This window comes from Klebsiella electrica (assembly GCF_006711645.1).
Classification (GTDB): Bacteria; Pseudomonadota; Gammaproteobacteria; order Enterobacterales; family Enterobacteriaceae; genus Klebsiella; species Klebsiella electrica.
In genome coordinates this window covers 4463557-4487672 of record NZ_CP041247.1, presented here as the reverse complement: position 1 = coordinate 4487672, position 24116 = coordinate 4463557, and the positions used below count along the sequence as shown (strand labels likewise).

21 protein-coding genes and 2 pseudogenes are annotated in these 24116 nt (G+C 56.5%); 16 read left to right on the top strand and 7 right to left on the bottom strand.

Features of this window, described 5'->3' with window-relative positions:
• Nucleotides 1-13: 13 nt before the first annotated feature.
• On the top strand, nt 14-913 hold the full coding sequence (gene nhaR / locus Electrica_RS21405; RefSeq protein WP_100682618.1) for a transcriptional activator NhaR: 900 nt from the start codon (nt 14-16) through the stop codon (nt 911-913).
• A gap of 62 nt (nt 914-975) precedes the next feature.
• Here nhaR and rpsT read toward each other — a convergent pair whose 3' ends face one another.
• A complete protein-coding gene (gene rpsT / locus Electrica_RS21400) occupies nt 976-1239 on the bottom strand; it encodes a 30S ribosomal protein S20 (RefSeq protein ID WP_003018940.1) in 264 nt (87 codons plus the stop codon).
• 330 nt (nt 1240-1569) lie between these two features.
• Between rpsT and ribF the strand changes: the two genes are divergently transcribed.
• The 6 genes from ribF to rihC all read left to right on the top strand — a co-directional run bounded on the left by ribF (nt 1570) and on the right by rihC (nt 8370).
• Nucleotides 1570-2508 (top strand): bifunctional riboflavin kinase/FAD synthetase, encoded by a 939-nt coding sequence (ribF, locus tag Electrica_RS21390; protein ID WP_100682617.1) that lies wholly within the window; start codon nt 1570-1572, stop codon nt 2506-2508.
• A 44-nt stretch (nt 2509-2552) separates the two neighbouring features.
• The gene (gene ileS, locus Electrica_RS21385; RefSeq protein ID WP_100682664.1) at nt 2553-5369 is read left to right on the top strand and encodes an isoleucine--tRNA ligase; all 2817 of its coding nucleotides are present in this window, start codon (nt 2553-2555) and stop codon (nt 5367-5369) included.
• On the top strand, nt 5369-5869 hold the full coding sequence (gene lspA / locus Electrica_RS21380) for a signal peptidase II (RefSeq protein ID WP_100682616.1): 501 nt from the start codon (nt 5369-5371) through the stop codon (nt 5867-5869). Before ileS ends, lspA begins: the two co-directional genes overlap by 1 nt.
• Before the next feature lie 118 nt (nt 5870-5987).
• Nucleotides 5988-6437, top strand: coding sequence for an FKBP-type peptidyl-prolyl cis-trans isomerase (gene fkpB / locus Electrica_RS21375; protein WP_100682663.1), 450 nt, complete (start codon nt 5988-5990; stop codon nt 6435-6437).
• A 1-nt stretch (nt 6438) separates the two neighbouring features.
• Nucleotides 6439-7389 (top strand): 4-hydroxy-3-methylbut-2-enyl diphosphate reductase, encoded by a 951-nt coding sequence (gene ispH, locus Electrica_RS21370; RefSeq protein WP_032689538.1) that lies wholly within the window; start codon nt 6439-6441, stop codon nt 7387-7389.
• A gap of 66 nt (nt 7390-7455) precedes the next feature.
• Nucleotides 7456-8370, top strand: coding sequence for a ribonucleoside hydrolase RihC (gene rihC / locus Electrica_RS21365; protein ID WP_141965342.1), 915 nt, complete (start codon nt 7456-7458; stop codon nt 8368-8370).
• On the opposite strand, the pseudogene Electrica_RS21360 reads toward rihC, so the two are convergent.
• Nucleotides 8331-8642, bottom strand: a pseudogene (locus Electrica_RS21360) (LysR substrate-binding domain-containing protein); the annotation flags it as partial. The gene rihC and the pseudogene Electrica_RS21360 overlap by 40 nt on opposite strands.
• Nucleotides 8643-8709: 67 nt before the next feature.
• Here Electrica_RS21360 and Electrica_RS21355 point away from each other — a divergent pair.
• Nucleotides 8710-9714 (top strand): IS110-like element IS5075 family transposase, encoded by a 1005-nt coding sequence (locus tag Electrica_RS21355; RefSeq protein WP_000427614.1) that lies wholly within the window; start codon nt 8710-8712, stop codon nt 9712-9714.
• Between the two features lie 243 nt (nt 9715-9957).
• On the opposite strand, the pseudogene Electrica_RS21350 reads toward Electrica_RS21355, so the two are convergent.
• Nucleotides 9958-10605: pseudogene (locus tag Electrica_RS21350) on the bottom strand (LysR family transcriptional regulator); the annotation flags it as partial.
• Nucleotides 10606-10697: 92 nt separating this feature from the next.
• On the opposite strand from Electrica_RS21350, the gene Electrica_RS21345 reads away from it, so the two are divergent.
• From Electrica_RS21345 to folA, 8 genes are all read left to right on the top strand, one after another.
• Nucleotides 10698-11327 carry an alanyl-tRNA editing protein gene (locus Electrica_RS21345; protein ID WP_141965341.1) on the top strand — a complete coding sequence of 210 codons (630 nt, stop codon included), beginning with the start codon at nt 10698-10700 and terminating at the stop codon, nt 11325-11327.
• A 261-nt stretch (nt 11328-11588) separates the two neighbouring features.
• Complete coding sequence (gene dapB, locus Electrica_RS21340) at nt 11589-12410, top strand: 4-hydroxy-tetrahydrodipicolinate reductase (protein ID WP_004857752.1); 822 nt, start codon at nt 11589-11591, stop codon at nt 12408-12410.
• Between the two features lie 458 nt (nt 12411-12868).
• A complete protein-coding gene (carA, locus tag Electrica_RS21335) occupies nt 12869-14017 on the top strand; it encodes a glutamine-hydrolyzing carbamoyl-phosphate synthase small subunit (RefSeq protein WP_100682611.1) in 1149 nt (382 codons plus the stop codon).
• A gap of 16 nt (nt 14018-14033) precedes the next feature.
• A complete protein-coding gene (carB, locus tag Electrica_RS21330) occupies nt 14034-17258 on the top strand; it encodes a carbamoyl-phosphate synthase large subunit (protein ID WP_131049209.1) in 3225 nt (1074 codons plus the stop codon).
• A 170-nt stretch (nt 17259-17428) separates the two neighbouring features.
• A complete protein-coding gene (locus Electrica_RS21325) occupies nt 17429-17662 on the top strand; it encodes a YgdI/YgdR family lipoprotein (RefSeq protein WP_100682609.1) in 234 nt (77 codons plus the stop codon).
• A 217-nt stretch (nt 17663-17879) separates the two neighbouring features.
• Nucleotides 17880-18410, top strand: coding sequence for a glutathione-regulated potassium-efflux system oxidoreductase KefF (kefF, locus tag Electrica_RS21320; RefSeq protein ID WP_131049210.1), 531 nt, complete (start codon nt 17880-17882; stop codon nt 18408-18410).
• Nucleotides 18403-20268: a glutathione-regulated potassium-efflux system protein KefC gene (kefC, locus tag Electrica_RS21315; protein ID WP_141965340.1), complete on the top strand. Its 1866-nt coding sequence runs from the start codon at nt 18403-18405 to the stop codon at nt 20266-20268. The genes kefF and kefC overlap by 8 nt, the downstream gene beginning before the upstream one ends.
• A gap of 197 nt (nt 20269-20465) precedes the next feature.
• Nucleotides 20466-20945, top strand: a complete 480-nt coding sequence (gene folA, locus Electrica_RS21310) for a type 3 dihydrofolate reductase (protein ID WP_100682600.1) — start codon at nt 20466-20468, stop codon at nt 20943-20945.
• Nucleotides 20946-21026: 81 nt separating this feature from the next.
• Here folA and apaH read toward each other — a convergent pair whose 3' ends face one another.
• Genes apaH through pdxA form a run of 4 tightly spaced genes read right to left on the bottom strand, consistent with a single transcriptional unit; the run spans nt 21027 to nt 24067 of the window.
• A complete protein-coding gene (apaH, locus tag Electrica_RS21305) occupies nt 21027-21875 on the bottom strand; it encodes a bis(5'-nucleosyl)-tetraphosphatase (symmetrical) ApaH (protein ID WP_141965339.1) in 849 nt (282 codons plus the stop codon).
• A 4-nt stretch (nt 21876-21879) separates the two neighbouring features.
• On the bottom strand, nt 21880-22257 hold the full coding sequence (apaG, locus tag Electrica_RS21300) for a Co2+/Mg2+ efflux protein ApaG (RefSeq protein ID WP_141965338.1): 378 nt from the start codon (nt 22255-22257) through the stop codon (nt 21880-21882).
• 2 nt (nt 22258-22259) lie between these two features.
• Nucleotides 22260-23081: a 16S rRNA (adenine(1518)-N(6)/adenine(1519)-N(6))-dimethyltransferase RsmA gene (gene rsmA, locus Electrica_RS21295; protein WP_100682597.1), complete on the bottom strand. Its 822-nt coding sequence runs from the start codon at nt 23079-23081 to the stop codon at nt 22260-22262.
• Nucleotides 23078-24067: a 4-hydroxythreonine-4-phosphate dehydrogenase PdxA gene (pdxA, locus tag Electrica_RS21290; protein WP_165457173.1), complete on the bottom strand. Its 990-nt coding sequence runs from the start codon at nt 24065-24067 to the stop codon at nt 23078-23080. Before pdxA ends, rsmA begins: the two co-directional genes overlap by 4 nt.
• Nucleotides 24068-24116: the final 49 nt, after the last annotated feature.

Sequence of the window (24116 nt, the reverse complement as noted above, 5' to 3'; positions counted from 1 at the left end):
CAGGGAGAGAAGCATGTCGCATATTAATTACAACCATCTGTATTACTTCTGGCACGTTTATAAAGAAGGTTCTGTTGTCGGCGCGGCGGAGGCCTTGTTCCTGACGCCGCAGACCATTACCGGGCAGATCAAAGCGCTTGAAGAGCGTTTGCAGGGGAAATTGTTTAAACGCAAGGGGAGGGGGCTGGAGCCGAGCGAACTGGGCGAGCTGGTATTCCGCTACGCGGACCGCATGTTCACGTTGAGCCAGGAGATGCTCGATATTGTGAACTACCGCAAAGAGTCTAACCTGCTGTTCGATGTCGGCGTTGCCGACGCATTGTCGAAAAGACTGGTGAGCGGGGTGCTGGATGCGGCGGTCGTGGATAATGAACAGATTCACCTGCGCTGCTTTGAGTCGACCCACGAAATGCTGCTGGAGCAGCTCAGCCAGCACAAGCTTGATATGATCATCTCTGACTGCCCCATCGATTCCACCCAGCAGGAAGGGCTGTTCTCCGTGCGTATCGGCGAGTGCAGCGTGAGTTTCTGGTGCATGAACCCGCCGCCGGAAAAGCCGTTTCCCGCCTGTCTGGAGGAACGTCGTCTGCTGATCCCCGGTCGTCGTTCGATGCTGGGACGCAAACTTCTGAACTGGTTCAATTCGCAGGGGCTGAAGGTGGAGATTCTCGGCGAGTTTGACGATGCGGCGCTGATGAAGGCGTTCGGTGCGGCGCACAATGCGATTTTTGTCGCGCCGACGCTTTACGCGCATGATTTCTATCAGGATGAGACGATTATTGAGATCGGCCGGATGGAGAATGTGATGGAGGAGTATCACGCCATTTTTGCTGAAAGAATGATTCAGCATCCGGCGGTGCAACGGATTTGCAATCGCGACTATTCGTCACTCTTCGCGACGCCGCAGGCGTAACTCGCAGACATAAAAAAACCCGCTTTCGCGGGTTTTTTTACAAAGCGATAACAAGCAGGCGATTAAGCCAGTTTGTTGATCTGAGCGGTCAGGTTTGCTTTATGACGCGCAGCTTTGTTTTTGTGGATCAGACCTTTAGCAGCCTGACGGTCCACGATCGGTTGCATTTCGTTAAATGCTTTCAGTGCAGTAGCTTTGTCGCCAGCTTCGATAGCTGCGTATACTTTCTTGATGAAAGTACGCATCATAGAGCGACGGCTAGCGTTGTGCTTGCGGGCCTTTTCAGACTGAACGGCGCGCTTCTTAGCTGATTTGATATTAGCCAAGGTCCAACTCCCAAATGTGTTCTATATGGACAATTCAAAGGCCGAGGAATATGCCCGTTTAGCCTTCTTTTGTCAATGGATTTGTGCAAATAAGCGCCGCTTAAAACAACGACGCTTTATTACGTAGTGATGGCGCAAGATTCTACCAGCTTGTTGCTGGCGAATACAGCCTTTCCACCATAAAAATCGCTGGGCGAGGGGAGTTTTTGCCGCATTCCCGCGCTGAGTTGATGAATTACCGGGATCTTTCGGTTAAGAGGTGCAATCGCTGGTTAACGTCGTCAGTTGTACAAGGTATACTCGGACGATTTTCACTGTTTTGAGCCAGACATGAAGCTGATACGCGGCATACATAATCTCAGTCAGGCGCCGCACGGGTGCGTGCTGACCATTGGTAATTTTGACGGTGTGCATCGCGGGCATCAGGCGCTGTTGCAGCGTTTGCGCGCCGAGGGCCGCCAGCGTGGTTTACCGGTGGTGGTGATGATTTTCGAACCACAGCCGCTGGAGCTGTTTGCCGCCGATAAGGCGCCAGCCCGTTTGACGCGTCTGCGCGAAAAGCTGAGCTATCTGGCTGAAAGCGGCGTCGACTATGTGCTGTGCGTGCGCTTTGACCGCCGCTTCGCCGCCCTGACCGCCCAGGATTTTATCAGCGAACTGCTGGTGCGCCGTTTAGGCGTGCAGTTTCTCGCGGTGGGGGACGATTTCCGCTTTGGCGCTGGCCGCCAGGGGGATTTCTTGTTATTACAGAAAGCTGGTGCGGAATATGGTTTTGACGTGACCAGCACCCAAACTTTCTGCGAAGGCGGCGTGCGCATCAGCAGTACAGCGGTGCGCCAGGCGCTGGCGGACGACGACCTTGTGCAGGCGGAAAATCTGCTGGGCCATCCCTTTACGATCTCCGGACGCGTGGTCCACGGCGATGAGCTGGGGCGCACTATTGGTTTTCCGACGGCGAATTTACCGCTACGTCGTCAGGTTTCCCCGGTAAAAGGGGTCTATGCGGTGGAAGTGACAGGACTGGGCGACAAACCGTTGGTGGGCGTCGCCAACATTGGCACCCGTCCAACGGTTGCTGGCGTTCGCCAACAGCTGGAAGTGCATCTGCTGGACGTTGTAATGGACCTTTATGGTCGCCATATAGATGTAATACTGCGTAAAAAAATACGTAATGAGCAGCGATTTGCGTCGCTCGATGAGCTAAAAGCGCAAATTGCACGTGATGAGTTAACGGCCCGCGAGTTCTTTGGGCAGGCCAGGCAGGCATAAGTCTGTTGGTGTTTATCAAACCGAAATACGGAACCGAGAATCTGATGAGTGACTATAAATCGACCCTGAATTTGCCGGAAACAGGGTTCCCGATGCGTGGCGATCTCGCCAAGCGCGAACCGGGAATGCTGGCGCGTTGGACCGATGATGACCTGTACGGCATCATCCGGGCAGCGAAAAAAGGCAAAAAAACCTTCATTCTGCATGATGGCCCTCCTTATGCGAATGGCAGCATTCATATTGGTCACTCGGTTAACAAGATTCTGAAAGACATTATTGTGAAGTCCAAAGGACTGACGGGCTATGACTCGCCTTACGTTCCGGGTTGGGACTGCCACGGTCTGCCGATCGAACTGAAAGTGGAGCAGGAATATGGCAAGCCGGGTGAGAAATTCACCGCTGCTGAATTCCGCGCCAAGTGCCGCGAATATGCTGCGACCCAGGTTGACGGTCAGCGTAAAGACTTTATCCGCTTGGGCGTGCTGGGCGACTGGTCGCGTCCGTACCTGACCATGGACTTCAAAACAGAAGCCAACATCATCCGTGCGCTGGGTAAAATCATCGGAAACGGCCACCTGCACAAAGGCGCGAAGCCGGTGCACTGGTGCGTCGACTGCCGTTCTGCGCTGGCTGAAGCGGAAGTCGAGTATTACGACAAAACGTCTCCTTCTATCGACGTGGCCTTCCACGCGGTAGACCAAGCCGCCGTGCTGGCGAAATTCGGCGTTGCCGACGTCGCCGGTCCGCTATCCCTGGTCATCTGGACCACTACCCCGTGGACCCTGCCAGCCAACCGCGCCATCTCCCTGTCGCCGGAATTCGACTATGCGCTGGTGCAGGTTGATGGTCAGGCGCTGATTCTGGCGAAAGATCTGGTTGAAAGCGTAATGAAACGCGCGGGTATTGCTGACTACACTATCCTGGCGGTGGTGAACGGCGCGGAACTGGAGCTGATGCGCTTTAAGCATCCGTTCCTCGACTTCGATGTGCCGGCAATCCTCGGCGATCACGTTACCCTCGATGCGGGTACCGGCGCGGTCCATACCGCCGGCGGTCACGGTCCGGACGACTACACTATCAGCCAGAAATACGGCCTGGAAATTGCCAACCCGGTTGGCCCGGACGGTTCCTACCTGCCAGGCACCTACCCGGCGCTGGACGGCATCAACGTCTTTAAAGCCAACGATATTATCGTTGAGATGCTGCGTGACAGCGGCGCGCTGCTGCACGTTGAAAAGATGCAGCATAGCTATCCGTGCTGCTGGCGCCACAAGTCGCCTATTATCTTCCGTGCCACCCCGCAGTGGTTCGTCAGCATGGATCAGAAAGGCCTGCGCGCGCAGTCGCTGAAAGAGATCAAAGGCGTGCAGTGGATCCCGGACTGGGGCCAGGCGCGTATCGAATCGATGGTTGCCAACCGTCCTGACTGGTGTATCTCCCGCCAGCGTACCTGGGGCGTACCGATGTCTCTGTTTGTGCACAAAGAGACGCAGGAACTGCACCCGAACACCCTGGAGCTGATGGAAGAAGTGGCGAAGCGCGTCGAAGTGGACGGCATTCAGGCGTGGTGGGATCTCGACTCCCGCGACATCCTGGGCGCTGACGCTGACAGCTACGAGAAAGTGCCGGATACCCTGGACGTGTGGTTCGACTCCGGGTCTACCCACTCTTCCGTGGTTGACGTACGCCCGGAATTTTCCGGTCACGCCGCCGATATGTATCTGGAAGGTTCTGATCAGCACCGCGGCTGGTTTATGTCCTCGCTGATGATCTCCACGGCGATGAAGGGCAAAGCGCCGTATCGCCAGGTTCTGACCCACGGTTTCACCGTCGACGGTCAGGGCCGCAAAATGTCCAAGTCTATCGGTAATACCGTTAGCCCGCAGGACGTGATGAACAAGCTGGGCGCCGATATTCTGCGTCTGTGGGTGGCATCTACCGATTACACCGGCGAAATGGCGGTCTCCGACGAGATCCTCAAACGCGCTGCCGACAGCTATCGTCGTATCCGTAACACCGCGCGCTTCCTGCTGGCGAACCTGAATGGTTTCGATCCGGCGAAAGACATGGTCAAACCGGAAGAGATGGTGGTGCTCGATCGCTGGGCGGTCGGCTGCGCGCAGGCGGCGCAGGAAGATATCCTGAAAGCCTACGAATCCTACGACTTCCACGAAGTGGTGCAGCGCCTGATGCGCTTCTGCTCCATCGAAATGGGCTCGTTCTATCTCGACATCATCAAAGACCGCCAGTACACCGCGAAAGCGGAAAGCCGGGCGCGTCGCAGTTGCCAGACCGCGCTGTTCCACATCGTGGAAGCGCTGGTTCGCTGGATGGCGCCGATCATGTCCTTCACCGCAGACGAAATCTGGGGCTACCTGCCGGGTTCCCGCGAGAAATACGTCTTCACCGGGGAGTGGTATGAAGGTCTGTTCGGCCTGGCCGACGACGAAGCGATGAACGACGACTTCTGGGACAAGCTGCTGCAGGTGCGCGGCGAAGTCAACAAGGTCATCGAGCAGGCGCGCGCCGACAAACTGGTAGGCGGCTCTCTGGAAGCGGCGGTCACGCTGTATGCCGATGACGCTCTGGCCGCGAAGCTCAACGCGCTGGGCAGCGAATTACGATTTGTCCTGTTGACCTCCGGGGCGACGGTTGCCGATCATGCGCAGGCGCCGGCCGATGCCTGGCAGAGTGAACTGCTGAAAGGTCTGAAAGTCGCGTTGAGTAAAGCCGAGGGCGAGAAATGCCCGCGTTGCTGGCACTACACCAGCGATGTCGGCAAGGTGGCGGAACACGCGGAAATCTGCGGTCGCTGTGTCAGCAACGTCGCCGGTGACGGCGAAAAACGTAAGTTTGCCTGATGAGTAAATCTGTCTGTTCAACGGGGCTACGCTGGCTTTGGGTCGTCGTCGCCGTGCTGATTATTGACCTGGGCAGTAAATTCCTGATCCTCCAGAACTTTGCTCTGGGGGAGACGGTAGCGCTGTTCCCGTCGCTTAATCTGCATTATGCGCGTAACTATGGCGCGGCTTTTAGCTTCCTTGCCGATAGCGGCGGCTGGCAGCGCTGGTTCTTTGCCGGCATTGCCATCGGGATCTGCGTGATTCTGGCGGTCTTGATGTATCGCTCAAAAGCCACGCAAAAGCTGAACAACATTGCCTACGCGCTGATTATCGGCGGCGCGCTGGGGAACTTGTTTGATCGGTTATGGCATGGTTTTGTCGTCGATATGATTGATTTCTACGTCGGGGACTGGCATTTCGCCACCTTCAACCTGGCCGATAGCGCAATTTGCATCGGCGCGGCGCTGATTGTGCTGGAAGGCTTCCTGCCAAAACCTGCGGCGAAAGAGCCGGTGTAAATGTCAATGCCGGGTGGCGCTGCGCTTACCCGGCCTACAGAATTTGTGCCCTTCCGTAGGCCCGGTAAGCGTAGCGTCACCGGGCAAACAGGCGGGCCAAAACAAGCGAGCAATTTGCATGTCTAAATCCGTACAGAGCAACAGCGCGATCCTCGTTGACTTCACGCTGAAACTGGATGATGGCTCAACGGCTGAATCCACCCGCAATAACGGCAAGCCTGCCCTGTTTCGCCTTGGCGACACCTCCCTGTCTGAAGGTCTTGAACAACAGCTTCTGGGTCTGAAAGAGGGGGAGAAAAAGGTCTTTTCGCTGGAGCCCGATGCTGCGTTTGGCATCCCAAGCCCGGATCTTATCCAGTACTTTTCCCGTCGTGAATTTATCGACGCGGGCGAGCCGGAAATCGGCGCGATTATGCTCTTTACCGCAATGGATGGCAGCGAAATGCCCGGCGTGATTCGTGAAGTGAACGGCGATTCGATCACCGTTGATTTCAACCATCCGCTGGCCGGGCGCACCGTCCATTTTGATATTGAAGTGCTGGAAATCGATCCGGCGCTGGAGGAGTGAAATGCAGATCCTGTTGGCTAACCCGCGCGGCTTTTGCGCTGGCGTTGACCGCGCTATCAGCATTGTTGAAAACGCGCTGACGCTCTACGGCGCGCCGATCTATGTGCGTCATGAAGTGGTGCATAACCGCTATGTGGTCGATAGCCTGCGTAAGCGCGGCGCCATTTTTATCGAACAGATTAGCGAAGTGCCTGACGGCGCGATCCTGATTTTCTCCGCGCACGGCGTGTCCCAGGCGGTGCGTAATGAAGCGAAAAACCGCGATCTGACGGTCTTCGACGCGACCTGTCCGCTGGTGACCAAAGTGCATATGGAAGTCGCCCGCGCCAGCCGTCGTGGCGAAGAGTCGATCCTGATTGGCCATGCCGGTCACCCGGAAGTGGAAGGGACGATGGGCCAGTACAGCAACCCGGAAGGGGGAATGTATCTGGTGGAGTCGCCCGATGATGTCTGGAAGCTGGAGGTGAAAAACGACGCCCGGCTGTCATTTATGACGCAGACAACCCTCTCGGTAGATGACACTTCGGATGTGATCGACGCGCTACGTGAGCGCTTCCCGAAAATCGTCGGGCCGCGTAAAGACGATATCTGTTATGCCACCACTAACCGTCAGGAAGCGGTTCGCGCGCTGGCGGAGCAGGCCGATGTTGTGCTGGTGGTGGGGTCGAAAAACTCCTCTAACTCCAACCGTCTGGCTGAACTCGCTCAGCGGATGGGGAAAGCGGCCTATCTGATTGACGATGCGACGGATATTCAGGAAGCATGGGTCAAAGAGGCCGCGTGCGTTGGCGTGACCGCAGGCGCATCAGCCCCGGATATCCTGGTGCAGAACGTGATCGCGCGTCTGCAGGCGCTGGGCGGCGGAGAAGCCGTTCCGCTGGAAGGGCGTGAAGAGAATATTGTTTTCGAAGTACCGAAAGAGCTGCGGGTTGATGTCCGTGAAGTAGACTAAGTTCTTTCGCCAGCGGATGTGAGAAGATGCCAGACTTAACGTCTGGCATTTTTTTTGGGAGAGACGATGCGCTTACCGATCATTCTTGATACCGATCCCGGCATTGACGACGCAGCGGCGATCGCCGCCGCGCTGTTTGCCCCCGAGCTCGATCTGCAGCTGATGACGACGGTGGCGGGGAACGTGTCGGTGGAAAAAACCACCCGCAACGCCCTGCAACTGCTGCATTTCTGGCAGGCGAAGGTGCCGCTGGCTCAAGGGGCGTCAATGCCACTATTGCGTCCGCTGCGCGATGCGGCCTCCGTGCACGGTGAATCCGGCATGGAAGGGTATGATTTTGTCGAGCATGACTGCCAGCCGTTGCCGAAACCGGCCTTTCAGGCCATTCGCGACGCGCTGATGCATGCTCAGGAGCCGATTACGCTGGTGGCGATTGGTCCGTTGACCAATATTGCGCTGCTCCTGACGCAGTATCCGGAATGCCGCTTTAATATTCGCCGGCTGGTGATCATGGGCGGTTCCGCCGGGCGCGGTAACTTCACGCCCAATGCGGAGTTCAATATTGCTATCGATCCGGAAGCCGCGGCCAGCGTGTTTCGCAGCGGTCTGGAGATCGTGATGTGCGGTCTCGACGTGACCAACCGGGCAATGCTGACGCCGGAGTACCTCGCCACGCTGCCTGCGCTGAACAAAACCGGAAAGATGCTCCACGCGCTGTTCAGCCATTATCGCAGCGGCAGTATGAGCAGCGGGCTACGTATGCATGACCTGTGTGCCATCGCGTGGCTGGTGCGCCCTGAGCTGTTTACCCTGCAACCGTGCTTTGTGGCGGTGGAAACGCAGGGGACCTGGACCGCCGGCACCACCGTCGTCGATATCGAAGGGCGGCTCGGGCAGCCGGCGAACGCGAGCGTTGCGCTGGAACTGGATGTGGACGGTTTTCAGCGCTGGGTGGCGGAAGTATTGTCTCTGGCGCCGTAAGCGGCCTGGCGGCCGTCAATTTTCTCGCTCAGATAATCAATCATGGCCCGCATTCTGGCGGGCATATGTTTATTGCCCGACCACAGCAGCCACAGCTGCCCGCTATAGCTACTGATAAACTCCCATTGCGCCAGGACCTGCACGATATCGCCCTGGGCCAGCGCGTCGCGAGCGGTAAACAGCGGCAGGCTGCCGATACCTAAATGTTGCTGCACCGCATCAAGGCGCACGGCAGTATGGTTGGCGGCGTAGCGTCCGTGAGTCTGGATAGTTAATGAGATGGTCACTCCCTCCTTCCCAGTACTATGCTGAGGACAGGCTTTCATTCGGAGAACCATCATGGAAAACATTGCGCTTATTGGTATCGATCTGGGTAAGAACTCTTTCCATATTCATTGTCAGGATCATCGTGGGAAGGCCGTTTACCGTAAAAAATTCACCCGACCAAAGCTAATCGAATTTCTGGCGACATGCCCGGCAACAACCATCGCGATGGAAGCCTGTGGCGGTTCTCACTTTATGGCACGCAAGCTGGCAGAGTTAGGGCATTTTCCAAAGCTGATATCACCGCAATTTGTCCGCCCATTCGTTAAAAGCAACAAAAATGACTTCGTTGATGCTGAAGCTATCTGTGAAGCAGCATCACGTCCATCTATGCGTTTCGTGCAGCCCAGAACCGAATCTCAGCAGGCAATGCGAGCTCTGCATCGTGTCCGTGAATCCCTGGTTCAGGATAAGGTGAAAACAACTAATCAGATGCATGCTTTTCTGCTGGAATTTGGTATCAGCGTTCCGCGAGGTGCTGCCGTTATTAGTCGACTGAGTACCCTTCTTGAGGACAGTAGTTTGCCTCTTTATCTCAGCCAGTTACTGCTGAAATTACAACAGCATTATCACTATCTTGTTGAGCAGATTAAAGATCTGGAATCTCAGTTGAAACGAAAGTTGGACGAAGATGAGGTTGGACAGCGCTTGCTGAGTATTCCCTGCGTTGGAACGCTGACTGCCAGTACTATTTCAACTGAGATTGGCGACGGGAAGCAGTACGCCAGCAGCCGTGACTTTGCGGCGGCAACAGGGCTGGTACCCCGACAGTACAGCACGGGAGGTCGGACGACATTGTTAGGGATTAGCAAGCGGGGCAACAAAAAGATCCGAACTTTGTTGGTTCAGTGTGCCAGGGTATTCATACAAAAACTGGAACACCAGTCTGGCAAGTTGGCCGACTGGGTCAGGGAGTTGTTGTGTCGGAAAAGCAACTTTGTCGTCACCTGTGCTCTGGCAAACAAGCTGGCCAGAATAGCCTGGGCACTGACGGCGCGACAGCAAACTTACGAAGCATAAAGGCAGAAATACACCAGTTTAAACAATCATTCATCTGGTTTTGCGAATACTGATATTGATGATACTAACGGCCCACCGGCCTGTTGAGGAACCTGTAAAACGGAAAGGCTCATTGAAGCCGTATATTTTCTGGAGGTTCATCAGGCGCGGAACTCATCGAGGCGCGGGAATAAAATCCCATTCAGACGCCGGATAGATTCAAGCAAGCCAACTTGTCGTCAAAATCGGTGTTGCAAAAACGGGAGTGACCATAGATTCCGTTTTACCCGCCCGGCGGAATTTCCAGCGTGAGTCGGCCGGTGTTTCGCCCAGGCTGATACAGCTGTGGCCCCGCAGCTCCGCCGGCGTTTGCGGCGTGCCGTGCCGCTGTAAATAGTCCGGTGTGGCGCAGATCACGTGCGTTACCGGCATCAGCGGTTTGCCGTGCAGTCCGGGAGAGGGGCTGTGGGTAATACGCAGCGCCAGATCAATACCATCATCAATCAGATCCAGATAGCGGTCCTCGAGCCGCAGACAGACGTCCACGCCGGGATGACGGGTGAGAAATTCCGCCATTAACGGATGAATCACAAAATGCCCGACGGCTTTTGGCACGCTGAGGGTCAGCTTCCCCTGCGCCACCTCCTGGCTACTGCTGGCGGAATCCATCGCCTGACGAGCCGATTCCAGCATCTCCTGTGCGTGCACATACACCGTTTTTCCGGCATCGCTCAGGCGCAATTTGCGCGTGCTGCGGTGCAGCAGCTTACAGCCCATTTCGTGTTCCAGCCGCGAGACGCTGCGGCTGATCGCCGAAGGCGTTGCCCCGGAAAGGCGGGCGACGGCAGAAAAACTGCCCTGGTCGACAATTTGCACAAACAGGGCAAGGTCGGGGAGTAAATTGAGATTCATTTGTGCTCTTGAGGCAAAAGTGCATTGATTAATGGCGGGATTATCGCCACGGATAATATCAATATACTGTCCTGACTAAGCGGAGGACAACCATGACTGAACGTCTTTATTACACTTGCGATGAGACCGAGGCGCGAGCCCAGGTCGTGCATTGCCTGACTGAGGCCGATGGCCGTTACGCCATTGAGTTGAACCAGACCCTGTTTCATCCGCAGGGCGGCGGACAGCCAGCCGATCGCGGCTGGATTGGCGGTATTGCTGTTGAAGGTGTCGTGACGCGAGGTGACCGCGTTATGCACATTATCGCTCAACCGCTGCCGCCTGGAGAGGTGGCAATTCGGGTGGATGAAGCCGCCCGGCGCCTGCATTCGCGGCTGCACTCCGCGGGGCATCTGATAGGCCTGGCGGGCGAACGCGCTGGCTGGCGGCCTGTCAAGGCGCACCACTGGCCTGGAGAAGGGCGGATAACGTTCACCGCTATCGGCTCCGCCATCATGCCGGAGGCCAGCGCGCTTCTGGCGACGATTGCCGGCTGGCAAGCAGAAGATCTGCCGCGGCATCTGACTTTTGAGGATGGGCTGCGTCAGGTCGGATTTGGCTCATTACCGGCCTATCCCTGCGGCGGCACGCATGTTGCCAGCCTGTCTGAAGTGGGGAGCGTGACAATCGCCGAGGTGAAAATCAAAAAAGGACAGCTGATCGTGAATTATACCCTCGCGTGAACCGGGGCGCGATTTAACGTACCTGGTTTCGATGAGAGGCGCGAAGCGGCGCAGGATCCGAGTATCCTGCGCTTTTCGTCGTGGAATGTGTGGGATGGAACCCATGAGAAAGGCCTGATATTGATGCCAGCGTATAGTTTTTACTGATATCGAACGCCGTTTGTCATAAATTTCTAATTATCGGTGTTTTAGAGTAGCGGCTCAGCGATGGGCTGGTTAATCTGGAAACAATTTACGTTAAGTTAACAAAAGAGAATAGCTATGCATGATGCACAAATCCGCGTGGCCATCGCAGGCGCGGGCGGCCGGATGGGACGCCAGTTAATTCAGGCCGTACAGCAGATGGATGGCGTGGCGCTGGGCGCTGCGCTGGAGCGCGAAGGTTCTTCCCTCCTGGGTAGCGATGCCGGTGAGCTCGCCGGTGCCGGTAAAGCCGGTGTCGCGGTGCAAAGCAGTCTTGCGGCAGTCAAAGATGATTTTGATGTGCTGATCGATTTTACCCGCCCGGAAGGTACGTTAAACCACCTTGCTTTCTGCCGCGAACACGGTAAAGGGATGGTGATTGGCACCACCGGTTTTGATGAGGCGGGGAAACAGGCCATTCGCGATGCGGCGCAGGACATTGCCATCGTTTTCGCGGCCAACTTCAGCGTCGGCGTCAACGTGCTGTTAAAGCTGCTGGAAAAAGCGGCGAAGGTGATGGGTGACTACACCGATATTGAGATTATTGAGGCGCACCACCGCCATAAAGTGGACGCGCCGTCGGGCACCGCTCTGGCGATGGGCGAGGCGATTGCCGGTGCGCTGAACAAAGATCTGAAGGATTGTGCGGTCTATAGCCGTGAAGGTCATACCGGCGAACGCGTCCCGGGGACCATTGGCTTTGCTACCGTGCGCGCCGGGGATATCGTTGGCGAACATACCGCAATGTTTGCCGACATCGGCGAGCGTATTGAAATCAGCCACAAGGCTTCCAGCCGGATGACTTTTGCCAATGGTGCCGTTCGTTCTGCATTGTGGTTGAAAGATAAGAAATCAGGCCTTTTCGACATGCGTGATGTGCTTGATCTCAATGCTTTATAAGTTTTATTACCCATCGTGATGTGGTTATTGCATTCAATATGTAATTGATTGCAAAGGGCAATGTTTTATTGCCCTTTTTATTTTTTAGCATTTCATCAGTTTTAATTGATAAAGTGAGCATAATATTATCTTATCCTTTCTTTTTTTGTTGTGTCTTTGTGAATTTTGACCATATGGTCTATTTTTTTGTTGTTGCACGCGTTGTTTTGCAATCTTCCTGCTCCGCAAGCGTTTTCCCTGAATAGTTTGTTGATCTTTTTGCCTGCTAACGCAGGGCTGAGAGGTCAGTGACGTGAAAAGAGATAAAAAATATCGGCTTTAAGTTGACTTTTACCCGACATCTCTCCAGAATGCCGCCGTTTGCCAGAAATCCATAGGTAAGCAAATTTGCATTGATTCATGTCACGCACATGCATTAATATGCAAATAAAGTGAGTGAATATTCTCTGGAGGGTGTTTTGATTAAGTCAGCGCTATTGGTTCTGGAAGACGGAACCCAGTTTCACGGTCGGGCCATCGGGGCAACGGGCACGGCGGTTGGGGAAGTCGTTTTCAATACTTCAATGACCGGTTATCAAGAAATCCTCACTGATCCTTCCTATTCCCGCCAAATTGTCACTCTTACTTATCCCCATATTGGTAATGTCGGCACCAACGACAGCGATGAAGAATCTTCTCAGGTACATGCGCAGGGCCTGGTCATTCGCGACCTGCCGCTGATTGCCAGCAATTTCCGCAATACCGAAGACCTCTCTTCTTACCTGAAGCGCCATAACATCGTGGCGATTGCCGATATCGATACCCGTAAGCTGACGCGTTTGCTGCGTGAAAAAGGCGCACAGAACGGCTGCATCATCGTAGGTGATAACCTGGATGCGCAGCTGGCGCTGGAAAAAGCCAAAGCATTCCCTGGCCTGAACGGGATGGACCTGGCGAAAGAAGTCACCACTTCAGAAACCTACAGCTGGACGCAAGGGAGCTGGACGCTGGCAGGCGACCTGCCGGAAGCGAAGGCGGAGAGCGAGCTGCCGTTCCACGTTGTGGCCTACGATTTTGGCGCCAAACGCAACATTCTGCGCATGCTGGTTGACCGCGGCTGCCGCCTGACGGTCGTACCGGCGCAAACCTCTGCTGAAGAGGTGCTGAAGATGAATCCGGACGGTATCTTCCTGTCCAACGGCCCTGGCGACCCGGCGCCGTGCGATTACGCCATTACCGCGATTGAGAAATTCCTTGAGACCGATATTCCGGTATTCGGCATCTGCCTCGGCCATCAGCTGCTGGCGCTGGCGAGCGGTGCGAAGACCGTTAAGATGAAGTTCGGCCACCACGGCGGCAACCACCCGGTTAAAGATATCGATAATAATGTGGTGATGATTACCGCCCAGAACCACGGTTTTGCGGTCGACGAAGTCTCCATGCCGGCAAACCTGCGCGTGACCCACAAGTCGCTGTTCGATGGGACGCTGCAGGGCATCCACCGCACTGACAAACCGGCGTTTAGTTTCCAGGGCCACCCGGAAGCGAGCCCAGGTCCGCACGATGCCGCGCCGTTGTTCGACCATTTCATTGAGTTAATTGAGCAGTACCGCCAGTCCGCGAAATAATCAGGAGAAAAAAGCCATGCCAAAACGTACAGATATAAAAAGCATCCTGATTCTTGGCGCTGGCCCGATCGTTATCGGCCAGGCTTGTGAATTTGACTACTCTGGCGCTCAGGCCTGTAAGGCCCTGCGTGAAGAAGGTTACCGCGTCATTCTGGTGAACTCGAACCCGGCCACCATCATGACCGACCCGGAAATGGCCGATGCGACCTATATTGAGCCGATCCACTGGGAAGTGGTACGCAAAATCATCGAAAAAGAGCGTCCGGATGCGGTGCTGCCGACCATGGGCGGCCAGACCGCGCTGAACTGCGCGCTGGAGCTGGAGCGTCAGGGCGTGCTGGCTGAATTCGGCGTCACCATGATCGGCGCTACCGCCGATGCGATTGATAAAGCGGAAGACCGCCGTCGTTTCGATGTGGCGATGAAGAAAATTGGTCTGGATACCGCGCGTTCCGGGATTGCGCACACCATGGAAGAAGCGCTGGCGGTGGCCGCTGACGTGGGCTATCCGTGTATCATTCGTCCCTCCTTCACCATGGGCGGCACCGGCGGCGGTATCGCTTATAACCGCGAAGAGTTCGAAGAAATTTGTACCCGCGGTCTGGATCTCTCGCCGACCAACGAGCTGCTGATTGATGAATCGCTGATCGGCTGGAAAGAGTACGAAATGGAAGTGGTGCGCGATAAGAACGATAACTGCATCATCGTCTGCTCGATTGAAAACTTCGATGCAATGGGCATCCACACCGGTGACTCCATCACCGTGGCACCGGCGCAAACCCTGACCGATAAAGAATATCAGGTGATGCGTAACGCTTCGATGGCGGTGCTGCGCGAAATTGGCGTGGAAACAGGGGGATCTAACGTTCAGTTCTCGGTTAACCCGAAAGACGGCCGCCTGATTGTTATCGAAATGAACCCGCGCGTATCACGCTCCTCTGCGCTGGCATCGAAAGCGACCGGCTTCCCGATTGCCAAAGTGGCGGCCAAGCTGGCGGTGGGCTATACCCTGGATGAGCTGATGAACGACATCACCGGCGGTCGTACGCCGGCCTCGTTCGAACCGTCTATCGACTACGTCGTCACCAAGATTCCCCGCTTCAACTTTGAAAAATTCGCCGGCAGCAACGACCGCCTGACTACTCAGATGAAATCCGTTGGCGAAGTGATGGCGATTGGCCGCACCCAGCAGGAATCTCTGCAAAAAGCGCTGCGCGGCCTGGAAGTGGGCGCCACCGGCTTCGACCCGAAAGTGAGCCTCGATGACCCGGAAGCGCTGACCAAAATTCGCCGTGAGCTGAAAGATGCTGGTGCCGAGCGTATCTGGTATATCGCCGATGCGTTCCGCGCGGGCCTCTCCGTCGATGGCGTCTTCAACCTGACCAACATCGACCGCTGGTTCCTGGTGCAAATTGAAGAGCTGGTTCGCCTGGAAGAGAAAGTGGCTGACCTCGGCATTACCGGCCTTACTCCGGAGTTTCTGCGTCAGTTGAAGCGTAAAGGCTTTGCCGACGCGCGTCTGGCTAAGCTGGCGGGCGTTCGTGAAGGCGAAATCCGCAAGCTGCGCGATCAGTACAACCTGCACCCGGTCTACAAGCGCGTGGATACCTGCGCGGCGGAGTTCGCGACCGACACCGCCTATATGTACTCCACCTATGACGACGAGTGCGAAGCGAACCCGTCCGTCGACCGCGATAAGATTATGGTTCTCGGCGGCGGTCCAAACCGTATCGGCCAGGGCATCGAATTTGACTACTGCTGCGTACACGCTTCGCTGGCGCTGCGTGAAGACGGTTACGAGACCATTATGGTCAACTGTAACCCGGAAACCGTCTCTACCGATTATGACACCTCCGATCGTCTGTACTTTGAGCCGGTGACCCTCGAAGACGTGCTGGAAATCGTCCGTATCGAGAAGCCGAAAGGCGTTATCGTCCAGTACGGCGGCCAGACGCCGCTGAAACTGGCGCGCGCGCTGGAAGCGGCTGGCGTACCGGTTATCGGCACCAGCCCGGATGCGATTGACCGCGCGGAAGACCGCGAGCGTTTCCAGCAGGCGGTTGACCGTCTGAAGCTGAAACAGCCGGCCAACGCCACCGTTACGGCTATCGAGCAGGCGGTAGAGAAAGCGAAAGAGATTGGCTACCCGCTGGTGGTTCGCCCGTCGTACGTCCTCGGCGGCCGGGCGATGGAAATCGTCTACGACGAAGCCGACCTGCGTCGCTACTTCCAGACCGCGGTCAGCGTCTCTAACGATGCGCCGGTTCTGCTGGACCGTTTCCTTGACGATGCGGTCGAAGTAGACGTTGACGCCATCTGCGACGGCGAAATGGTGCTGATTGGCGGCATCATGGAGCACATCGAGCAGGCGGGAGTGCACTCGGGCGACTCCGCATGTTCTCTGCCGGCTTACACCCTGAGCAAGGAAATTCAGGATGTGATGCGCGAGCAGGTACAGAAGCTGGCCTTCGAACTGCAGGTCCGTGGCCTGATGAACGTCCAGTTCGCGGTGAAGAACAACGAAGTGTATCTGATTGAAGTGAACCCGCGTGCGGCGCGTACCGTTCCGTTCGTCTCGAAAGCCACCGGTATCCCGCTGGCCAAAGTCGCGGCGCGCGTGATGGCTGGTCAGACTCTGGCACAGCAGGGCGTGACCAAAGAGATTATCCCGCCGTACTACTCGGTGAAAGAAGTGGTGCTGCCGTTCAACAAATTCCCGGGCGTTGACCCGCTGTTAGGGCCAGAAATGCGCTCTACCGGGGAAGTGATGGGCGTGGGCCGTACTTTCGCGGAAGCGTTCGCTAAAGCGCAGCTGGGCAGCAGCTCAACGATGAAAAAACAGGGGCGCGCGCTGCTCTCCGTTCGCGAAGGCGACAAAGAGCGTGTCGTCGACCTGGCGGCGAAACTGCTGAAGTTCGGTTTCGAGCTGGATGCGACTCACGGCACCGCGATTGTACTGGGGGAAGCGGGTATCAACCCACGTCTGGTGAACAAGGTGCATGAAGGTCGTCCGCACATTCAGGACCGTATCAAGAATGGCGAATACACCTACATCATCAACACCACCGAAGGTCGTCAGGCGATTGAAGACTCCAAGCTGATTCGCCGCAGCGCCCTGCAGTACAAAGTGCATTACGACACCACCCTGAACGGCGGTTTCGCGACGGCGATGGCGCTCAACGCCAACGCCATCGAGAAAGTGACCTCGGTTCAGGAAATGCACGCGCAAATTAAAAAGTAAGCCGCCTCGTTAACATCGGGTCGCGGAACAACAAGGGCTGACGAGAAATCGTCGGCCCTTTTTTTATCCGCGCCATCTTCGGAGAGTTCTGCTTTTCGCTGCCCGTTCAGTGAGGCTAACTATAGTTAGCAGCATAACGATATCAATTGACGGCAAGACAGGAGGATACAATGCGGAACAAAATTCTGATGGCATCCGCGCTGGCGGCGACGGCAATGTTGTTTGTGGCGGGCTGTTCATCGAACCAGGCGCTGAAAACGACCGACGGTAGAACGATCGTGACTGATGGCAAGCCCCATGTGGATGATGACACCGGCATGGTGTCGTACAAAAATGCGCAAACCGGTCGGACCGAACAGATCAATCGCGATCAGGTGAAGTCGATGGACGAGCTGGATAACTAAGGTTGTCCGGGGCCCCGCGAAGGATCTCGTGGGCCTCCTTCAACGGCCCATCCGGCGCGATCGGCAGACCTTTGTTGCCGGCACCGCTTAAGGTATCGCTAATCATGCCGCGAAATGCCTGAAGCGGGTTGAGATAAAAGCAGGTTGTGATTGTAAGCGCTTCGATTAACTGACTACACTCTTGCTGATTACAACGAGAGTTAACGCAGGCTAATCAATGATTCTGATAATTTATGCCCATCCCTATCCGCAGCACTCGCATGCGAATAAGCGGATGCTTGAGCAGGCAAGGACGCTGGATGGCGTAGAAATACGCTCCCTCTATCAACTTTACCCCGACTTTAATATCGACGTCGCCGCCGAACAGGCGGCGCTGGCGCGAGCCGAGCTGATTATCTGGCAGCATCCGATGCAGTGGTACAGCGTGCCGCCGCTAATGAAACTGTGGATGGATAAGGTGCTGTCGCACGGCTGGGCCTACGGACATAACGGCATCGCCCTGCGCGGCAAATCGCTGATGTGGGCGGTGACCACCGGCGGCGGCGAGAGTCACTTTGATATCGGCGCGTTTCCCGGGTTTGATGTGCTTTCCCAGCCGCTACAGGCGACCGGCCTGTACTGTGGTATGAGGTGGCTGCCGCCTTTCGCCATGCACTGCACCTTTATCTGCGACGATGAAACCCTTCAGGCGCAGGCGCGCCGCTACCGACAACGCCTTATCGAATGGCAGGAGACGCATTATGGATAGCCATACGCTTATACAGGCGCTGATTTATCTGGGGTCCGCCGCGCTGATTGTGCCGATCGCCGTGCGTCTCGGTTTGGGCTCGGTGCTTGGCTATCTGATTGCCGGCTGTATCATCGGGCCGTGGGGGCTGAGGCTGGTGACCGACGCTGAGGCGATTTTGCACTTTGCCGAAATCGGCGTGGTGCTGATGCTGTTTGTTATTGGTCTGGAGCTCGACCCGCAGCGCCTGTGGAAGCTGCGCGCGTCGGTGTTTGGCGGCGGCGCTTTGCAGATGGTGGTGTGCGGTGTACTGATTGGCCTGTTCTGCATGCTGCTGGGGATGCGCTGGCAGGTAGCGGAACTGATCGGCATGACGCTGGCGCTGTCGTCGACGGCGATCGCCATGCAGGCGATGAACGAACGTAATCTGACGGTCTCGCAGATGGGGCGGAGCGCATTTGCCGTCCTGCTGTTTCAGGATATCGCGGCGATCCCGCTGGTGGCGATGATCCCGCTGCTGGCCGCCAGCGGTGGTTCCACGACGCTGGCGGCGTTTGCCTTGTCGGCGCTCAAGGTGGCAGGCGCGCTGGCCCTGGTGGTGGCGTTGGGGCGCTATGTGACCCGTCCGGTGCTGCGCTTCGTGGCCCGTTCCGGTCTGCGCGAAGTGTTCAGCGCCGTGGCCCTGTTCCTGGTCTTTGGCTTTGGCCTGTTGCTGGAGGAGGTCGGGCTGTCGATGGCGATGGGGGCCTTCCTCGCCGGCGTGCTGCTGGCGAGCTCGGAATATCGCCACGCGCTGGAAAGCGACATTGAACCGTTTAAGGGGCTGCTGCTGGGGCTGTTCTTCATCGGCGTCGGGATGTCGATTGATTTCGGTACCCTGATGAGCCATCCGCTGCGCATTCTGGTTTTACTGGTCGGTTTCCTGATTATCAAAGGCGCCATGCTGTGGTTGATTGCGAAGCCGCTCGGAGTGCCGCGCGCTCAGCGCCGCTGGTTTGCGGTTCTGCTGGGGCAGGGGAGCGAATTTGCCTTCGTGGTATTTGGCGCGGCGCAGATGGCCGACGTACTGGATAGCGACTGGGCGAAAGCGTTGACCCTGGCGGTGGCGCTGTCAATGGCGGCAACGCCGATCCTGCTGGTGCTGTTGACCCGCCTGGAGAAGTCGTCCAGCGGCGAAGAACGCGAAGCGGATGAGATTGATGAAGAGCAGCCGCGGGTGATTATTGCCGGCTTTGGCCGCTACGGGCAGATCGCCGGTCGTGTGCTGCTCTCCGGCGGGGTGAAGATGGTGATCCTCGATCACGATCCTGACCATGTCGATACGCTGCGTAAATTTGATATGAAAGTGTTTTATGGCGATGCCACGCGCGCGGATCTGCTGGAATCGGCGGGGGCAGCAAAAGCCGAGGTACTGATCAATGCGATTGACGATCCGCAGGTCAGCCTGCAGTTGGTCGAGCTGGCGAAAGAGCATTTCCCGCACCTGCAGATTATCTCCCGCGCCCGCGATGTGGATCACTATATCCAGCTGCGTCAGGCTGGCGTGGAGGCCCCGGAGCGTGAAACCTTCGAGGCGGCGCTGAAATCCGGGCGAATGGCGCTGGAGGCGCTGGGGCTGGGCGCATATGAAGCGCGTGAGCGCGCCGACCTGTTCCGTCGCTTCAACCACAAGATGGTGGAGGAGATGGTGGCGATGGCGGAAAACGACGCGGCTTCCCGCGTGGCGGTGTTCAAACGAACCAGTGACATGTTGACCGGAATTATCAACGAGGATCGTAACCATTTGTCGTTGGTTCAGCGCCACGGCTGGCAGGGAACCGAAGAGGGCAGACATACCGGGAATATCGCCGATGAACCGGAGAATAAGCCTTCTGTCTGAGGCAAAAACTCACTGTTACGTTTTGTTTACAGTTAACATTTTGTTTTCAATTTAGTTCCGCAGCAGGCGGCTCGCGTAGCTTACGTGGGCTCGCCTGCAAATCCGAAAATTTTCTTATTCTTTACTCTCCGCGCAGTCGACGAACTATTACGCTTTACGTATAGTGGCGGCAATTTTTTGCATTCGGGAAATTTTCAATGATCAGTCTGATTGCGGCGTTAGCGGTAGATCGCGTCATTGGTATGGAAAACGCCATGCCATGGGACCTGCCTGCCGATCTCGCCTGGTTTAAACGTAATACCTTAAACAAGCCGGTGGTCATGGGGCGTCTGACCTGGGAGTCTATTGGCCGCCCGTTGCCGGGGCGTAAGAATATCGTTATCAGCAGCCAGCCCGGCACCGACGATCGCGTGCTGTGGGTGAAATCGGTTGATGAAGCGATTGCCGCCTGCGGCGACGTTGAAGAGATGATGGTGATCGGCGGCGGTCGTGTCTATGAGCAGTTCCTGCCGAAGGCCCAGAAGCTTTATCTGACGCATATTGATGCCGAAGTGGAAGGGGATACCCATTTCCCGGACTACGATCCGGACCAGTGGGAGTCGGTATTCAGCGAATTTCACGATGCCGATGCGCAGAACTCGCATAGCTACTGCTTCGAGATTCTCGAACGTCGCTAATGGCATTCCGGGCAGCGCGTAGCGCTGGCCGGGGCAAGATGATGATATCCCGGATACCGCGTACCGCTATCCGGGATTTTTTCAGGAGGCAACCGCCTCGCCTTCGTCCAGTTCTTTCTGGCGGTTCGATGGTTGGGTGAAATACTGCTTATCTTCCCAGCGTAGACAGGTCAGTTCCCCGCCCCAGCAGCATCCTGTATCCAGCGCGTAAATCCCTTCCGGCGTCCCTTTTCCTTCCAGCGAAGCCCAATGACCAAACGCAATGCTGTACTCGTTGCTCACCGGGCCCGGAATGGCGAACCACGGTTTTAACGGCGCAGGGGCATTTTCCGGCGCTTCTTTGGCATACATATCCAGCTGCCCGTTCGGGAAGCAGTAGCGCATACGGGTGAAGGCATTGGAGATAAAGCGCAGGCGGGCGAGACCGCTCAGTTCAGTGCTCCAGTTATTCGGCATATCGCCATACATCGCATCGAGGAAGAACGGATAGGAGTCGCTGGCGAGCACGGCTTCAACATCGTGCGCGCACTGTCTTGCCGTTTCCAGATCCCACTGTGGCGTGATGCCCGCATGGGCCATCACCAGCTTTTTCTCTTCATCAATCTGCATCATCGGCTGACGGCGCAGCCAGTTGAGCAGCTCGTCGGCATCCGGGGCTTCGAGCAGCGATTTCAGGCGATCTTTGGGCTTGTTGCGGCTGATACCGGCGAAGACGGCCAGCAGATGCAGATCGTGATTGCCGAGGACCAGGCGCACACTATCGCCAAGGGATTTAACGTAGCGCAAAACCTCCAGCGAACCCGGGCCGCGCGCGACTAAATCGCCCGTCAGCCACAGCGTATCGATCCCTGGGGTAAACTCCACCTGCTTTAATAGGGCGAGCAGTTCATCGTAGCAACCATGAACGTCGCCAATAAGGTATGTAGACATTGTTTTAATGAATGAGCGTTGGTACTGCGAGACGGAAAACAGGGATATCGATCGAGAACGGCGCGCCGTTCACGTCGATCATGTCATAATGTCCCTGCATGGTGCCCAGCGGCGTTTCAATGACCGCCCCGCTGGTATACTGGAATTCACCGCCAGCGGGAATATGCGGCTGTTCGCCGATAACGCCTTCACCCTGCACTTCAGTCTTACGACCGTGGCCGTTGGTGATAAGCCAGTAGCGGCCAAGAAGCTGAACCTGAGTCCGCCCCAGATTGCGAATCGTGACGGTATAAGCGAAAACGTAGCGCTCTTCTTCCGGAGAAGACTGCGATTCGATATAGACGCTTTGCACCTGCACGCAAACTCGAGGCGAATCAATCATGGTTAGCTCTCCTTGGTGGGCGAGTTGTCAGACAGCCAGTTAGCCAGCTGACAGTATTGTGCCACGGAAATATTCTCTGCACGTTTTGCCGGGTCGATGCCCAGTTCGTTCAGTACCTCAACGCTGAACAGGTTGCCGAGGCTGTTACGAATCGTTTTACGACGCTGGTTAAAGGCCTCGGTAGTGATTCGGCTCAGCACGCGAACCTCTTTCACCGGGTGCGGCAGCGTGCGATAAGGCACCAGGCGCACGACGGCGGAATCCACTTTAGGCGGCGGCGTGAAGGCACCCGGCGGCACTTCGAGTACCGGGATGATCTGGCAGTAATACTGCGCCATGACGCTCAGTCGACCATAAGCCTTACTGTTCGGTCCGGCAACCAGGCGATTGACGACCTCTTTTTGCAGCATAAAGTGCATGTCGGCGATGGCATCAGTATAGCTGAACAGATGGAACATCAGCGGCGTTGAGATGTTGTACGGCAGATTGCCGAACACGCGCAGCGGCTGACCCATGGTCTGCGACAGCTCGCCGAAGTTCATGGTCATGGCATCCTGCTGATAAATGGTCAGCTTCGGCCCGAGGAACGGATGCGTCTGCAGGCGAGCGGCCAGATCGCGATCCAGCTCGATAACGGTAAGTGCGTCCAGGCGTTCACCAACCGGTTCGGTCAGCGCCGCCAGGCCCGGACCGATCTCGACAATTGCCTGCCCTTTCTGGGGGTTAATGGCCGAGACAATGCTGTCGATTACGAACTGATCGTTGAGGAAGTTTTGCCCGAAGCGTTTACGGGCTAAGTGGCCCTGATGGACTCGATTATTCATTGCGTATTAACAATCATTTTGATGGCGAGATTAAGCGCCGTGATAAAACTGCCGACATCCGCTTTTCCCTGGCCCGCCAGTTCAAGCGCGGTACCGTGGTCAACAGAGGTGCGAATAAAGGGTAAACCGAGCGTAATGTTCACGCCACGGCCAAAGCCCTGGTATTTTAGCACGGGAAGGCCCTGATCGTGGTACATCGCGAGTACCGCATCGGCATTGTCGAGATATTTCGGCTGGAAAAGGGTATCTGCCGGCAGCGGACCGCTCAGATTCATCCCCCGGGCGCGCATCTCTTCCAGCACCGGAATAATGGTATCGATCTCTTCCGTCCCCATGTGCCCACCTTCGCCGGCGTGTGGGTTCAGGCCGCAGACCAGCACGTGCGGCTGGGCGATACCGAATTTATGGCGCAGATCGTGGTCCAGAATCGTTATCACTTCACGGAGCAAATCAGGCGTGATCGCGTCGCTGATCGCTTTTAGCGGCAGGTGCGTGGTTGCCAGAGCGACGCGCAGCTCTTCGGTCGCCAGCATCATGACCACTTTACTGGCATGAGCCCGCTCTTCAAAGAATTCGGTATGCCCGGTAAAGGCGATACCCGCGTCGTTGATATTGCCCTTATGTACCGGCCCGGTAATCAATGCCGCAAATTCGCCGCTCAGGCAGCCGTCACAGGCGCGCGCCAGCGTCTCAACCACATAGCTGCCGTTGCGCACATTCAGCACGCCGGGTGTCACAGGGGCGTTCAGCGCGACGGGGAGGAGCGTCAGGGTGCCGGCGCGTTGTGCCGCTGCGGGAAGAGAGGGGTTGTAGGGCAGGAGAGATAAAGGAAGACCGAGCTGTTGAGCCCGGTCAGATAACAGAGCGCCGTCGGCGCAAACCACCAGCTCTACCGGCCAGTCGCGTTGCGCAAGCTGTACAACAAGGTCGGGGCCGATTCCGGCGGGCTCACCGGGAGTGATAACAACTCGATTCATACACTTCATCCTTCAGGACGTCTTTCTGTTGGCAACGCCGTCGGCCCGCTCACATCGT